The sequence below is a fragment of the Furfurilactobacillus rossiae DSM 15814 genome (assembly GCF_000428925.1).
Taxonomy (GTDB): Bacteria; Bacillota; Bacilli; order Lactobacillales; family Lactobacillaceae; genus Furfurilactobacillus; species Furfurilactobacillus rossiae.
Genome location: NZ_KE386820.1, coordinates 136,843 through 151,681 on the forward strand (window position 1 = coordinate 136,843; position 14,839 = coordinate 151,681).

Here is a 14,839-nt window from a genome sequence, read left to right on the forward strand (position 1 = left end):
AAGATAGTGACAACTTTTTACAGAAAGAGGGATGGGCATGGCAGAAGAACCAATTTCACGTGCTGAAGTTGAGCACGTTGCCGAACTGGCAAAACTTTCATTGACCGATGAACAGGCCAGCAAGTTTACTAGTCAACTGGACGAAATTATTACCATGATTGATGGTTTGAACGAGGTCAACACAGATGATGTGAAGCCGACAACCAACATGGCCGACGCGACTGCATTTTTACGTGAAGACATTGCAGTGAACGCCCACCAAAAAGATGCGTTAATTAACGAAGCTCCTGAAACCGAAGATGGTTTTATTAAGGTGCCCGCAATTATTGACGAAAGTGAGGACGCCTAATGACACAACAGTTTGATAATTTAACTGAGCTTCATCAAGCGCTCGTTAATAAAGATTTATCCGCCACTGAATTAACGCAACAAACGCTAACTAATATTCATGATCATGAAGACGCCTTAAACGCTTATGTGACGGTGAACGATGATGAAGCATTGGCACAGGCTAAACAGGCTGATGAAAGCGGAATTGATGCAGATAACGTCTTTTCTGGTGTGCCAGTTGCATACAAAGATAACTTAACGACTAAGGGCTTGCTGACAACAGCCGCTTCTAAAATTTTGTACAACTTTAAACCTGTATATGACGCAGATGTTGTGACGCGTTTACGCGCTGCCGGCGCCGTTACAATTGGGAAAACCAACCTGGACGAATTTGCCATGGGTGGCTCGACTGAAACATCTTACTTCGGGACTGTTCATAATCCTTGGGATACAACTAAGGTGCCTGGCGGTTCTTCGGGTGGCTCTGCGGCTACAGTCGCAGCTGGCGATGTGCTGGCTGCCCTGGGTTCTGACACTGGTGGTTCAATTCGCCAACCGGCCGCTTTCAACGGAATCGTTGGTTTAAAGCCAACGTATGGCCGCGTTAGCCGTTGGGGATTGATCGCGTTTGCGTCATCATTAGACCAAATTGGTCCAATGACCCAGAACGTGACGGATGCCGCTGCCATGATGAATGTGATTGCCGGTCGTGATGAACGTGATGCCACTTCATCCAGCAAAGAAGTGCCGGATTATGTGGCTGGTTTGTCTGGCGACATCAAGGGCTTAAAAATTGGTGTGCCTAAGGAATTCCTTGGTGAAGGCATCGATGAAGGCGTTCGTGATCAGATTAAGACTGCAATCAAGAAACTTGAAGCATTGGGTGCAACGGTGGATGAAGTCAGTTTGCCACACAGTACCCACGGGATTCAGGCTTACTACATTCTTGGACCGTCTGAAGCGTCTTCAAACTTACAACGGTTTGACGGAATTCGTTATGGATACCGCACACCAAATGCTAAGAATTTGGAAGAACTGTACGTTAAGACCCGTTCCGAAGGATTTGGTGACGAAGTTAAACGTCGGATTATGTTAGGAACCTTTGCATTATCTGCCGGTTCATTCGATGCGTTCTTTATGAAGGCTGCTAAGATTCGGACACTAATCATTGAAGACTTTAAGAAAGTGTTCGCTGATTACGATGTTATTGTCGGACCAACTGCACCAACACCGGCCTTTGGTATCGGTGCCGAAACTAAAGATCCGATGACGATGTACATGAATGACATGTTGACGGTTCCTGCTAACTTGGCTGGTCTGCCTGCCGTTTCAGTGCCTGCTGGCTTGGTAGATGGTTTACCGGTTGGCTTACAAGTCATTGGCCGTCCATTTGATGAAAGTCGCGTTTTGAACACAGCTTTTGCTTTTGAACAGAACACGACATTCCACGAATTGAAGCCATCAATGAGCAAAGGAGGGCGTGCTTAATGAATTTTCAAACGACGATTGGACTAGAAGTCCACGTTGAACTTAAAACGAATTCAAAGATTTTTAGTCCGTCACCCGTTGAGTTTGGTGACAACCCTAATGCCAATACTAATGTGATTGACTGGGGATATCCTGGTGTTTTACCAACGCCCAACAAAGGGGTAGTGGAATACGGTATGCGCGCGGCTTTGGCCCTTCATGCCAAGATCAATCAGCATACGCACTTTGATCGGAAAAACTACTTCTATCCGGATAACCCAAAGGCTTACCAAATTTCACAATCAGATGTGCCGTTAGCACAAAATGGTTGGATTGAAATTGACGTGGACGGTAAGAAAAAGAAAATCGGAATCGAAGAGATGCACATTGAGGAAGATGCCGGTAAAAACACGCATAATCCTAATGGGTATTCCTACGTCGATTTAAACCGTCAGGGGACACCATTGATTGAAATTGTGTCGAAGCCTGACATTGCTTCGCCTGATGAAGCCTACGCTTACCTTGAAACTTTGCGTCAACGGATTCAGTTTACCGGTGTTTCTGACGTGAAGATGGAAGAAGGTTCTATGCGTGTCGACGTCAACATTTCGATTCGCCCTTATGGAACGGACAAGTTTGGGACGAAGACAGAACTGAAAAACTTGAACTCCTTCAACTATGTGAAGAAGGGTCTTCAGTTTGAAGAACAACGTCAGCAACGTGTCTTATTGTCTGGCGGTCAAATTCAACAGGAAACACGTCGTTACGATGAAGCTTCTAACGAAACCATCCTGATGCGTGTTAAGGAAGGTGCGGATGATTACCGTTACTTCCCAGAACCAGATATTCCTAACGTTGAGATTGCGGATGACTGGATCAAACAGATCGAAGAAACGATGCCAGAAATGCCAGAACGTCGTCGTCAACGCTATGTTGATGACCTTGGTTTGACTGACTATGACGCCATGGTGCTGACACAGACCAAGGAAATGTCTGACTTCTTTGAGGCGGCTGTGGCACAAGGTGCAGACGCTAAATTGACGTCAAACTATTTGCAGGGGGACGTTAACGCCTATCTGAACGATAACCATTTGGATCTGCAAGATACGAAATTGACGCCAGACCACTTGGCCGGCATGATCAAGTTACAAATGGATGGTACGATTTCATCCAAGATGGCTAAGAAGGTCTTTAAGGCGATCATGGATGGTGAAGAACCAAATGATTATGTCAAAGCACATAAACTGGTTCAATTGTCAGATCCAGCTCAATTGCAGCCGATTATCGATGGTGTGTTGGACGCTAATGCTCAATCGATTGAAGACTTTAAGAATGGTAAAGATCGTGCTGTTGGCTTCTTAGTCGGTCAGATTATGAAGCAAACACACGGGCAAGCTAATCCGAAGATTGTTAACAAGTTGTTAATGACTTCATTGAATACGCGTTAAACGATTGTTATTTTAATCAGAAGCGGTTAAAATTAAACCTCGTTGTGAACCTTACAACGGGGTTTGTACATAGCATTAAAATTATTAAACGGAATGACTAAGACAGTTTGCAGTGGAGGCAATGAAACATGGGACAACGCGCACGGGTCATCTACAACCCAACGTCAGGACGCGAAGCACTTAAAAGAGATTTAATCGATATACTGAACGTCTTCGAACAGGCCGGTTACGAGACTAGTGCGTATGCGACCACGCCAGAGCCTGATTCGGCTAAAAATGAGGCGCATCGTGCTGCCCTTGAAGGCTTTGACCTAGTGGTGGCAGCCGGTGGTGATGGGACGATTAACGAAGTCGTCAACGGGATTGCTGGACTTGAGAAGCGTCCTAAAATGGCGATTATTCCGGCTGGTACTACTAATGACTACGCTCGCGCATTGCGGATTCCACGTGATGAGCCATTGAACGCTGCTAAGGTTGTGCTTAAGAATCAAACTGTGAAGATGGACATCGGTCAGGCTGGCGAAACGTACTTTATCAATATCGCTGGTGGCGGTTTGCTGACTGAATTGACGTATGATGTTCCTTCCGACATGAAAACAATTTTTGGTTACCTTGCGTACTTGGTTAAGGGTGCTGAATTATTGCCGCAAATTAAACCGATTCAAATGTCGATTGAGTACGACGATGGTAAGTTCGAAGGTGAAGCTTCGATGTTCTTATTGGGACTGACGAATTCAATCGGTGGGTTCGAACAAATTGTGCCCGATGCATCGTTGGACGATGGTAAATTCAGTTTGCTCATTGTCAAAACGGCTAGCATGCCTCAACTGTTGCGGCTGATGACATTAGTCTTAAACGGTGGTCGACACATTAATGATCCGTTGGTTATTTACAAGAAGACCAGCAAAGTGATTGCTAAGCCACTTAACTCCGACCGGATGATGATTAATTTGGACGGGGAATACGGTGGTGATGCGCCGATGACGTTCATTGATCACAAGCAGCACATTGAAATGTTTGCTGATTTGGATGCGATTCCCGATGAACAGTTGACTGGTGAGGACCGTGCCATCGAAGAAGATGCCCGTAAGTTTGTTGAAGAAGTTGACAAGCTGCCAGAGGGTCAGACAGACGACAACAAAAAATAGTGATGTATCTCAGCAGCGGGTTCGCTTAAATGCGGATCCGCTGTTTTGTACTTCTTTTAAGTGAGTCGGCATGCTATACTTGTTTGGTTCGAAAATTTTACAGCGGACTGTTTTTGTTCGTTTGAAAAATTCCGTTGAGTGACCGTCGCAAAAGTCGAAAGGAAATAATTAATGAAATTCAAAGCACCAGTTGCTAAAAACCAAGAGTATACAGGCGATATTATCGACCTAACCTATCAAGGCATGGGTGTCGCTAAGATAGAAGATTTTCCAATCTTTATTACGAACGCATTGCCTAATGAAAAAGTTGTATTTGCCGTAACCAAAGTGGCGAAAACATACGCTTTTGGTCGTGTCGTTAAGTTTATCGAAAAAAGCCCGCAACGGGTTGATAGTGTCAATGTGACCTACACCCAAACTGGTATTGCGCCCTTGCAACACTTGAGTTATGAAGGTCAATTGGCCTTCAAACAACACCAAGTGGTTGAATTGTTAAAGAAGTCACACCTGGATATTGATGTTGCCAAGACGGTGGGGATGGAGACACCCTACCATTATCGTAATAAGGCTCAAGTACCAGTTCGTGAGATCAATGGTCAAATCGAAACTGGTTTTTACAAACGTGGCTCTCACACGGTTGTGCCAATTGAGGATTTCTATATTCAGGACCCTAAAATTGATGAAGCCATTATCGTGGTACGCGATCTCTTACGTCGTTTCCATCTGGACGCGTATGATGAAACTAACAACACCGGTGTGATTAAAACCATCATGGTGCGTCGAGGCTATTACAGTCACGAAATGATGATTGTCATTGTTACGCGGACACATAAATTGTCGATGGTGAATGAATTAGTTGCTGAAATCACGAAGGCTTTGCCAGAAGTGAAGAGCATCATTCAAAATGTTAATCCACAACAAACAAACGTATTGTTAGGTGACACGGATCGAGTTCACTTCGGTAGTCCTGTGATTCATGACCAATTGATGGGGTTGACGTTTGAAATTTCGGCTCACTCATTCTACCAAGTTAACCCACAGCAAACGGAAAAACTGTATCAGTTTGCTATCGACAAGGCACAGTTAACGGGTGAAGAGACTGTCATTGACGCTTACTGTGGTATCGGCACAATCTCTTTGGCGGTGGCCAAGCATGCTAAACATGTGTATGGTGTTGAAATGGTTAAAACGGCCATCAGTGACGCCAAGACCAATGCTAATTTGAATCACATCGATAACGTTGACTTTGTTGTTGGCAAGGCTGAAAACCAAATGGCACGGTGGCAAGAAGCTGGCTTGAAGGCGGATGTTATCATGGTTGATCCGCCACGTAAGGGTCTGGCACCAGAATTCATCGAAGCTGCAACAGCGGTTAAACCGAGTCGCGTTGTCTACGTCAGCTGTAATCCAGCAACGTTGGTTCGTGATATCCAAGTGTTCATGGATCACGGCTATCATGTTGATGGTGACATTCAGCCGGTGGACCAGTTCCCACAGACGACTAGCATTGAATGTGTTGTCAGTCTGGTGAAAGATTAATTGAATACTGGCAAATGAAAAATGGCAGTTCAACAATTTGTTGAGCACTGCCATTTTTCATTTGTATTAAGATAATTATAGACGATTAGAATCTTGCTTACTGTGAATAACACGCAATCAATCTCCTTGAGATCATAGAGAACATATCCCATTAATTAATTTATCATTAGAAAATGCCTTGACTTTAATGAAAATCGAGTGTAAATTCAAGTCATTGAAAACGTATCGATGAGAAAAGTAATCTTTAACCAACGAGATAGAGAGCTTGCAGGGTGGGAACAAGTCACGCGGTGAAAGATGAACAATGGCCTCTAAACGGTGCCGCTGAACCTTAATGGCAAAGTGACAACGACCAGCAGTCGTTATCCTGCTACCGTATGAAAATGTACGGGATAAGGTTACAAGTGTGAGCTTGTGACAAAGATAAGGTGGTACCGCGAACGGTAGCTTCGTCCTTTTTGTAGGATGGAGCTACCGTTTTTTTGTCGATTATCAAAAGCATTTAAAAGAGAAGGAGTGTCGTACATGACAGTTATTAGCAGCAATCTTGGTTACCCGCGGTTAGGGGAAAAACGTGAATGGAAAAAGACGTTGGAACACTATTGGGCAGGCAAGATTGATGAACCGGAATTTCATGCCGAAACAAAAGCATTGCGTTTGGCCAATTTGAAAAAGGAACAGGCAGCAGGGTTGGATTTAATTCCGGTTGCTGATAATTCAGACTATGATCATGTGCTGGACACGATTGCGGCTTTTGGCATCGTGCCAGAACGCTATGGTAGATTTCACAAACGGTTAACGTTGGACGAATACTACGCGATTGCTCGTGGGACAAAGGACGCCGTGGCCTCAGAAATGACGAAATGGTTCAACATCAACTACCACTACATCGTGCCAGAATATGATCAGCCTCATTTTGAGTTATTAGATAATCGCTGGTTACGGTTCTACAAGGAAGCCAAAACTGAATTAGGAATTGACGGAAAACCAGTTATCCTTGGTCCAATTTCGTTGTTAAAACTGGGCAAACGGAATGGTGATTACCTGGACGCGGCCGCTGTTGATGAACTACTGCCACAATTGTTGCCACTTTATAAACAGGTCTTTACTGAATTGGCTCAGGCTGGTGTTAAGTGGGTTCAGGTGGACGAACCAACGCTGGTTAAGGTTGCGACAGATGCTGAAGTTAAACCTTACGAAGCGGCTTTGAATGCACTTCGACAAGCGGCACCATCGATCAATATTGAACTGCAAACGTACTTTGACAGCATTGATCCCTATAAAGCTGCTACCAAATTACCCGTGCAGGCAATCGGACTCGATTTTGTGCACGACAACGGTGAAAATTTGCAGCACGTGTTGAACGATGGTTTCCCAAGCGACAAGGTATTAGCTGCCGGTATTATCGATGGTCACAATATTTGGACAAGCAATTTTGCTGACAAACTGGCCTTAATTAAGAGATTGCAGGGTGTCGTTGACAACGATCATTTGTGGTTGCAACCTGCTAACTCATTACTTCATGTACCAATCACGACAAAGAATGAAACGAAGATCGATCCTGTTTTATTAGGTGGTTTAGCCTTTGCTGATGAAAAGCTACATGAACTGACGGTTTTAACTAAGGCCGCTAATGAAGGCCAACAGGCGGTTTCAGAAGAATTCACCAAGAATGCTGCCGCACTCAAGGCGTTGAATGAATCTGAACACCGGAACAACGCTGAGGTCCGTGCTGCGGAGGCCAACTTGGCCAACGAAACGTTTGAACGGCACAGCGCATTCCCAACGCGGATTGCACTACAACACAAGAAGTTGCAATTACCATTATTGCCAACGACAAGTATTGGTAGTTTTCCACAAAGTAAATTGGTTCGTTCCAAACGGGCTGCTTGGCGGAAGGGCAACATTACGGATGCCGAATATGAAGACTTCATCAAGTCTGAAATCAAGCGTTGGATTGGCATTCAAGAGGACCTCGGACTGGACGTATTGGTTCATGGTGAGTTTGAACGGACTGACATGGTTGAATACTTTGGTCAGAAACTAACTGGCTTCTATGCGACGCAAAATGGTTGGGTTCAATCATATGGTTCACGTGGAGTCCGGCCACCAGTAATTTTCGGTGATGTCGCTTACACGAAACCAATTACGGTTAAAGAAAGCGTCTACGCACAAAGTTTGACGGACAAACCTGTTAAAGGAATGCTCACGGCACCTTTAACGATTATTAACTGGAGCTTTGTCCGTGACGATATCAGTAAGGCACAGGTTCAAAAGCAAATCTCATTAGCGCTGCGTCAAGAAGTGATTAACTTGGAAAAGGCTGGCATCAAGATTATTCAAGTTGACGAACCTGCGTTACGTGAAGGTCTGCCACTAAAGAAACGTAACTGGAAGCCATATCTGGATGAAGCGGTTTACTCCTTCAAGATTACGACGACTGGTGTTCGTGATGACACCCAGATTCACACACACATGTGTTACTCAGACTTTGAAGACATCATCGACACGATTAGTGCACTTGACGCGGATGTGATTTCGATTGAAACGTCCCGGAGTCACGGTGAAATCATTAGTTCGTTTGAAAAAACACACTATGATAAAGAAATCGGACTTGGCGTTTACGACATTCACAGTCCGCGGGTACCTTCTGTTGAAGAAATTCAGGCAAACATTGAGCGGGCGTTACGTGTTATCGACGTTCATCAATTCTGGATCAACCCCGACTGTGGTTTGAAGACGCGTCAGGAACCGGAAACGCTGGCAGCCTTAAAGAACATGATTGCAGCACGTGATAATGTTCGTGCTAGTTTAGCGGAACCGACAAAGTAATAGGAGGGCGTTGCCATGGTGGCTGACGCAGAGCACCAAAAGTTAACGGATGATGGGCAACGATTGACACATACAGATGAAGCACAAACGGAACATCATTTCCTTCATCCGTCTGTTGGTCATAAGAGTATTCTTGTGGAAATGGATCCACCGACGACGTTTAAAACGGCAAGCTTTTATCGTGGAGCTGAGCGTTTACGTGATGCAGGAGTGGACGCAATTACGCTGGCGGATAATTCGTTGGCAGCTGTTCGGGTGAGTAATGTGGCCGTTGCTGCTAAGTTGAAATTGGAATACGGTATTCATCCGATTGTGCACCTGACGACCCGCGATCATAATCTAATTGGCATTCAGTCTGAAATTATGGGGTTACACAGTTTGGAAATTGACGATATTCTGGCAATTGCTGGAGATCCTGCTAGGGAAGGCGATTTCCCGGGTGCTACTTCAGTGAGAGACGTTAATGCGTTAGGCCTCATTAAACTGATTAAGCAATATAACACTGGTGTTAGTCCAAGCGGGAAGGACTTAGATGACCGCCCTAATTTCTGTGTAGCGGCAGCCTTTAGTCCTAAAATTACCAATGGTGTTTTGGCAACTCGCGGAATCAAACGAAAAATCGACTGTGGGGCCGATTATCTCATCACACAGCCGGTGTTTGATATCGCCAGGGTTAATGAATTGGCAGATGCTTTCTCACAATGTGGGTTACAGATTCCCGTGTTTGTTGGCGTTCAGCCACTAATGTCCAAACGGAATGCTGAGTTCTTAAACGAGCATGTGTCGGGGATGAGTTTGCCTCAGTCTATACTGGATCGAATGGCCCAGGCCGAGATCGACGGCAATGAACATGAAGTTGGCCTGCAAATTGCTGAAGAAATTGCGGATGCAATCTGTGATCGATTTGGTGGCGTTCACGTGGTCACACCGTTTAATCGGTATAAGATTGCGGCAAAACTGGTGACGCATATTAGACAGCGTGAGAATGTGGTTGTAAGCAGGTAAGTAGAATAGTAAAGAACTCCCTACCGAAGTGGTTGCGAACGAATCACTTTGGTAGGGAGTTCTTTTAGTATAGATAGAAGCTGGCATTATGTAACTGATGTATTACCGCATTTCTTTTCTGTAAGTCACAACAAGATAGATGAGCCCTGATAACATCATAACAATGTATTTGATCATGCGAAATTGATTAATGAGATAGTCATTTGGAAAAATAATGTCGCAAATAAAGCTTGTCGAAAGCATGATTGAAGCAGCTGTCAAATAGATAGTTGCTGTACGTTCATCTTGAATTTTACCAATTTTGCGCATCATAAAATAACCGGCAAGCATAATAAAGATTAGCAGAAGTGTGCCGGTACCAACCAAGATGTTAAAATTCAAGTTACTTTGTTCGGCCCACTGCTTTAGCGGCCAAAACAGGGCATCAGGAATATCAGATAATGATTTAATTTGCATATTAATTCTCCTTATAACCAAAAATGTCGGTAATATCCACCTTGAAAAAAATTGCAATTTCAAAGGCTAGTTTCAATGTCGGTGAGTAATTACCTTTTTCCATCACCAAGATTGTCTGTTTGCTAACACCAACTGCTTTGGCCAAAGCGGTTTGGGATAGATGATTTAACACGCGGTATTCGTAAACCTTGTTGGTGATGGTGAGACCTGAATTTTGTTTGCTAGCGATAGTGATCACCTCAATAATTATGGTAAACAATACTTTACCAAAAGTAAAGTATTGTTTTGGAAAAACTAACATTAAGTTAACCATCGGAGCTTTGACTATAAATGCTTTTAAGTCAGCATTGTGTCATTTACAACTGACGGAAATGTGTAATACAATATGCCTACTTTTGGTAATTGATTTCGATGTAAAGCTATCTAGAACCATCATTTTGGTTCCAGGGTCAATATACCCGATCACTATTAGAATGACCGATAAACGAGAGCAACCGCGAACATGAATTTAAGCAGTTCATCGGTATTCAATAATGGCTTCATGGTAAACTAAGCGTAACAGCAAAGCAGGAGGGTGCATCATGACAGCAAAGCACTGGTGGCTTAGTTTAATGATTGTAATTGGTTGGGTCTTTTTATTACCAATCACTGGTATGGCCGACGGGTCATATACAATCGATAAGTACGTTGCGAACGTTAATGTTTTAGAGAACGGGGATGCAGATTTTACACAACGCATTACTTACAACTTTGACGGTCATTTCAATGGCGTATTTGTAAAACAGGATCTAAAGGGATTGAAGGGTGTTGATACACCTCAAGTGACAGTTAAGAATCAGGGTGGTTCTGAGCAAACGTTGAGTGAGCAGGCTGATGGGCGCGATAATTCGTTTCAGCGGACACAGAATTCCAACGATTTGCAACTTAAGGTCTTTCACAAAATCAGTGACAAAAGCGCCACGTTTACCTATCGCTACCGTTTACATGGCGTAGTTACAAATTATGCCGACACCGCTCGCTTAAACTGGAAAGTTATTGGTCAGGGATGGGACGTGGCGTTAAATAACGTGCACATTACGATTAAATTGCCGGCGCAACCTGTGAACGACTTACAAGCCTGGGTTCATGGACCATTGAATGGTAAAACCACGGTTAAGAAGGCGGCTGGTAGAGTGAACATCACAGTGCCTAGTATTCCAGCTAATCAATTCGTTGAAATGGACCTGTTATTCCCGACCTCAGTGACGGCCACAAATAGCAACACTGTCAATCAACCAATGAAAGAACAAGCTCGCAAGCATGAGCGTGTTCTGGCTGCGGCAACCAATCGCAAACGACAACAGTCGCAACGGGTGAATGCCGGGATGTTGAGTGCTGTGGGAGCGATGCTAGTTGTATTGCTCGGTGGTTCGTTGATTTACTTCACTCGCCGGCCGGTAAATCGTCATCCCGTTCCAATTCCAGTTAATCATTGGTATGAAGTGCCAACGGTATCGCCAGCCGTGGCGGCCCGGTTAATTACAGACAAAGCGCCGACGACTAAGGCGTATACGGGAACCTTAATGACCGAAGCTGGCAATGGTGAAATTACTATTAAGCCGGAAGACAAGACCTATATCATTACGAAACAAAAAGATATTTCTGAGCCACTGACCGATTTTCTGATCACAGAAGTAGGCGACGGTGAATATGTTTCATTGAAAGATTTAAAAACCTTTGGTTAACGCGATCAAAGTGGGCGTCTGAGTGGACGGTTTACTTCGTGGCAGGATCGGGTAGAGGATGAGGCAAGAAAGTATTACGACGATCATAATGTCGCGTTAAGAAGATGGTGGCTGACTGTCGCTATTGTGACGAGTGCACTATCAGCGTTAGCAGCGCTTATTGTGACAAACCTGCCAACGATTCGGTTAGGCATGTGGATTGCGGCAGTTGGTTTAAGTGCTTTAGTCTGGGGGTGTGCGCTGTGGCAACGAGCCGTCATCAGTCGTTACACGCTTGAAGGGGATCAACTGCACAATGAATTGTTAGGTTTCAAACGAATGTTAAACGATATAGGACACTTTGACACGGCTAAGGTTGGTGACATTGTAATCTGGGAACAAATATTGCCATATGCGGCAGCACTTGGCTTAGCTGAAAAAGTAACGAAAGCCCTATCCCTTGAGTTCGGTAGTGATGCACTGATGAAGACGGGTTTAATTTTCCCTCTGTATTACGGTTTCGGCGGTTTTGACAGTAGTTTTGATACTGGTTTTAGTAATGGCTTGTCGTCATCAATTTCGGCCAGCAATACGCAAGCGTCTAGCCTGTCTGGTGGCTCGGGCGGATTCTCTGGTGGGAGTTCGGGCGGCTTTGGTGGCGGCTCCGGTGGCGGTGCCTTCTAAAGCATCTGCTGGTGAATTTACGTTTGACTAGATGACATTTTTAAATAGCTTGGTGAAAAAAGATCCACAGTATCGCGGTCACATGACCATGATACTGTGGATCTTTTGGTATTAACAAATGGAATTAATTTAGTGAACAAACACACTGAGTAAGAGAACCATCAGTAAACCGACCACAGAGATGATGGTTTCCAACACGGTCCAAATACTCAACGTTTGCTTAACCGTCAAATCGAAGTACTCAGAGAACATCCAGAAGCCAGCATCGTTGACGTGTGAGGCAGCTAGTGAACCAGCACCAATAGCTAATGCCATTAATGCAGGGTTAGCACCAGATGCATGCATCAATGGAACAACTAAACCAGCGGCCGTCATACCGGCAACCGTGGCTGAGCCAAGGGCAACACGCAGAATGACCGCAATCAGCCAACCAAGAATTAGCGGTGATAGGCTAGAATGTGACATCATTTGTTGAACGGCTTTACCAACACCACCATCAATCAAAACTTGCTTGAAGGCGGCACCACCACCGATAACCATTAACAACATGGCAATCGACTTGATGGCATCTTCAATCGTGCCACTAATCTGTTTCATTGTCCGACCACGGGAGAAACCCATTGACCAGATTGCGAATAATAGCGAGATGACCATCGCAATGACGGGGTCACCGAGCATAATCATGATCGAAGCAAGACCATGCGGATGAGCGGGTTTAATACCATGCAAAGCAGTCATCGTGTAAATGGTCGAAATAGCCATGAAAATAACGGGGAACAATGAGGTAAGGGCAGCCAAGCCGAAACTAGGTGTTTCATCCAAGTTGTATTCCTTAACTTCACCAAAGGCTGGTAATTCCTTTTTAATAACGAATACGCCTGGTTCCAAACGTTGCATGATCCGCGTAAATACAGGACCGGCAATGATCACACAGGGAATGGCAACAATAATACCGAGTAACAACACATTACCAGTATTAGCACCTAGGGCAGTCGAAACAGCAGTTGGAGCAGGTTGTGGCGGCAAGAAACCTTGCGTTGCTGACAAAGCAGCAGCCATTGAAATACCCAAGTAAACGAATGGGACTTCGGCTTCTAGCGCAACAGCGAACACGATTGGTGTTAGTAGGACAAGGCCAACTTCAAAGAATAGGGACATCCCGATAATGAAGGAGGCAACCACGATTGCGAGTTGCAACCGTTTTTTACCAAACGCGTTAATCAGTGTTTTGGCAATTCGGTAAGAACCACCGGAGTCGGACACAAGCCGACCAATCATCGCCCCAAACCCGAACACGATGGCTAACTCACCAAGTGAGCTACCAATCCCGTTCTTGATGGACGTCGCGATGGCTGCTGGGTTCATGCCAAGACCCAGGGCCACCAAAATTGACGTCACAATCAAGGAAACGAACGTGTTGAGCTTGAACTGGATAATCAATACCAGTAACAAGGCGATACCAAGAATTAGAACAATAAATGGCGTCATAATCAAAACTTTCCTCTCAAATGTAAAGACTTTTGGTAACTAAAAAACCAACTCCAACCATTGTACTCGTCCGAAACTCATTCTTAAACAGGATAATGGCAAAAAATGTAAATAGTTTTCAGAGTTATCAAACGATTATTTCATTGTGAAATTTAACTGATGGTTTATAGTTTTCTGCCGCTTACGGTTGTCAGCATAGAGACGCTCATCGTGGGACCGGTTCAAGCCTGAAAATCACAGTCTTTCACCTCGCCAACAAGCCTCGTGAGAACCCGAGTCTTGTTGTCCGTCCATGTTGTAAATCCGGCAGAAAACGCCTGATTAACAACATTTTCACGACTTGGTTTCTATGCTGACGCTCTTCAGCTACATTGAGACATCTAATAGACGAAAGATTAGTAATGAATTTTAAATCAATTCTTCAATCACGAGTGTTCGATTTAAATTAGGTAGTCACTTTTTTAACATCAACAGTTAGTGAAGCCAGTTAGGAACAGAGTTTCGTGAAGGTATTACTTAGTGGGCGGTGTTGGGCCACTTAGTAATACAGGACGACTTCTGAGACCGAATTTTGGGCTCAGAATCGAGACTCAAGACCGATTCTTGGGCTTGGGCCGGTCCCATGAAACGGCGTTCCTGACTGGTGTAACGAAATGTCTATTCTATCTTTCTTTCACGCAAAAAAACGACACTCAAGTTTGATGAGTGTCGTTTGAAATAATGACTAATAAATTTTTAA

At 44.4% G+C, this 14,839-nt stretch carries 10 protein-coding genes and 1 pseudogene; 8 read left to right on the plus strand and 3 right to left on the minus strand.

The features are described 5' to 3' along the window. Positions 1 to 37: 37 nt before the first annotated feature. The 7 genes from gatC (at position 38) to G400_RS15510 (ending at position 9,769) form a co-directional block, all read left to right on the plus strand. A complete protein-coding gene (gatC, locus tag G400_RS0113745) occupies positions 38 to 349 on the plus strand; it encodes an Asp-tRNA(Asn)/Glu-tRNA(Gln) amidotransferase subunit GatC (protein ID WP_017262711.1) in 312 nt (103 codons plus the stop codon). Continuing rightward, complete coding sequence (gene gatA / locus G400_RS0113750; protein ID WP_017262712.1) at positions 349 to 1,818, plus strand: Asp-tRNA(Asn)/Glu-tRNA(Gln) amidotransferase subunit GatA; 1,470 nt, start codon at positions 349 to 351, stop codon at positions 1,816 to 1,818. The genes gatC and gatA overlap by 1 nt, the downstream gene beginning before the upstream one ends. Beyond that, entirely contained in the window at positions 1,818 to 3,245 is a 1,428-nt protein-coding gene (gene gatB, locus G400_RS0113755) for an Asp-tRNA(Asn)/Glu-tRNA(Gln) amidotransferase subunit GatB (protein WP_017262713.1), read from the plus strand. Before gatA ends, gatB begins: the two co-directional genes overlap by 1 nt. A 128-nt stretch (positions 3,246 to 3,373) precedes the next feature. Further along, on the plus strand, positions 3,374 to 4,393 hold the full coding sequence (locus G400_RS0113760; RefSeq protein WP_017262714.1) for a diacylglycerol kinase: 1,020 nt from the start codon (positions 3,374 to 3,376) through the stop codon (positions 4,391 to 4,393). Between the two features lie 171 nt (positions 4,394 to 4,564). Continuing rightward, on the plus strand, positions 4,565 to 5,932 hold the full coding sequence (gene rlmD, locus G400_RS0113765; RefSeq protein ID WP_017262715.1) for a 23S rRNA (uracil(1939)-C(5))-methyltransferase RlmD: 1,368 nt from the start codon (positions 4,565 to 4,567) through the stop codon (positions 5,930 to 5,932). 525 nt (positions 5,933 to 6,457) lie between these two features. Then, positions 6,458 to 8,764, plus strand: coding sequence for a 5-methyltetrahydropteroyltriglutamate--homocysteine S-methyltransferase (gene metE, locus G400_RS0113770; protein WP_017262716.1), 2,307 nt, complete (start codon positions 6,458 to 6,460; stop codon positions 8,762 to 8,764). Positions 8,765 to 8,779: 15 nt separating this feature from the next. Next, positions 8,780 to 9,769 carry a methylenetetrahydrofolate reductase gene (locus tag G400_RS15510; RefSeq protein ID WP_017262717.1) on the plus strand — a complete coding sequence of 330 codons (990 nt, stop codon included), beginning with the start codon at positions 8,780 to 8,782 and terminating at the stop codon, positions 9,767 to 9,769. A 102-nt stretch (positions 9,770 to 9,871) separates the two neighbouring features. On the opposite strand, the gene G400_RS0113780 is transcribed toward G400_RS15510, so the two are convergent. Together G400_RS0113780 and G400_RS0113785 are read right to left on the minus strand one after the other, a co-directional pair. Beyond that, a complete protein-coding gene (locus G400_RS0113780; protein ID WP_017262718.1) occupies positions 9,872 to 10,225 on the minus strand; it encodes a hypothetical protein in 354 nt (117 codons plus the stop codon). Between the two features lies 1 nt (position 10,226). After that, positions 10,227 to 10,454, minus strand: a complete 228-nt coding sequence (locus tag G400_RS0113785; protein WP_225351503.1) for a helix-turn-helix transcriptional regulator — start codon at positions 10,452 to 10,454, stop codon at positions 10,227 to 10,229. A 424-nt stretch (positions 10,455 to 10,878) separates the two neighbouring features. On the opposite strand from G400_RS0113785, the pseudogene G400_RS16510 reads away from it, so the two are divergent. Continuing rightward, positions 10,879 to 12,612, plus strand: a pseudogene (locus G400_RS16510) (DUF2207 domain-containing protein). A gap of 129 nt (positions 12,613 to 12,741) precedes the next feature. On the opposite strand, the gene G400_RS0113795 reads toward G400_RS16510, so the two are convergent. Beyond that, positions 12,742 to 14,100 (minus strand): gluconate:H+ symporter, encoded by a 1,359-nt coding sequence (locus G400_RS0113795; RefSeq protein ID WP_017262722.1) that lies wholly within the window; start codon positions 14,098 to 14,100, stop codon positions 12,742 to 12,744. Positions 14,101 to 14,839: the final 739 nt, after the last annotated feature.

Bases quoted from the DNA above. Each gene is read 5' to 3' on its own strand.
- gatC (WP_017262711.1), top strand. From the start codon at position 38: ATGGCAGAAGAACCAATTTCACGTGCTGAAGTTGAGCACGTTGCCGAA.
- gatA (WP_017262712.1), top strand. From the start codon at position 349: ATGACACAACAGTTTGATAATTTAACTGAGCTTCATCAAGCGCTCGTT.
- gatB (WP_017262713.1), top strand. From the start codon at position 1,818: ATGAATTTTCAAACGACGATTGGACTAGAAGTCCACGTTGAACTTAAA.
- G400_RS0113760 (WP_017262714.1), top strand. From the start codon at position 3,374: ATGGGACAACGCGCACGGGTCATCTACAACCCAACGTCAGGACGCGAA.
- rlmD (WP_017262715.1), top strand. From the start codon at position 4,565: ATGAAATTCAAAGCACCAGTTGCTAAAAACCAAGAGTATACAGGCGAT.
- metE (WP_017262716.1), top strand. From the start codon at position 6,458: ATGACAGTTATTAGCAGCAATCTTGGTTACCCGCGGTTAGGGGAAAAA.
- G400_RS15510 (WP_017262717.1), top strand. From the start codon at position 8,780: ATGGTGGCTGACGCAGAGCACCAAAAGTTAACGGATGATGGGCAACGA.
- G400_RS0113780 (WP_017262718.1), bottom strand. From the start codon at position 10,225: ATGCAAATTAAATCATTATCTGATATTCCTGATGCCCTGTTTTGGCCG.
- G400_RS0113795 (WP_017262722.1), bottom strand. From the start codon at position 14,100: ATGACGCCATTTATTGTTCTAATTCTTGGTATCGCCTTGTTACTGGTA.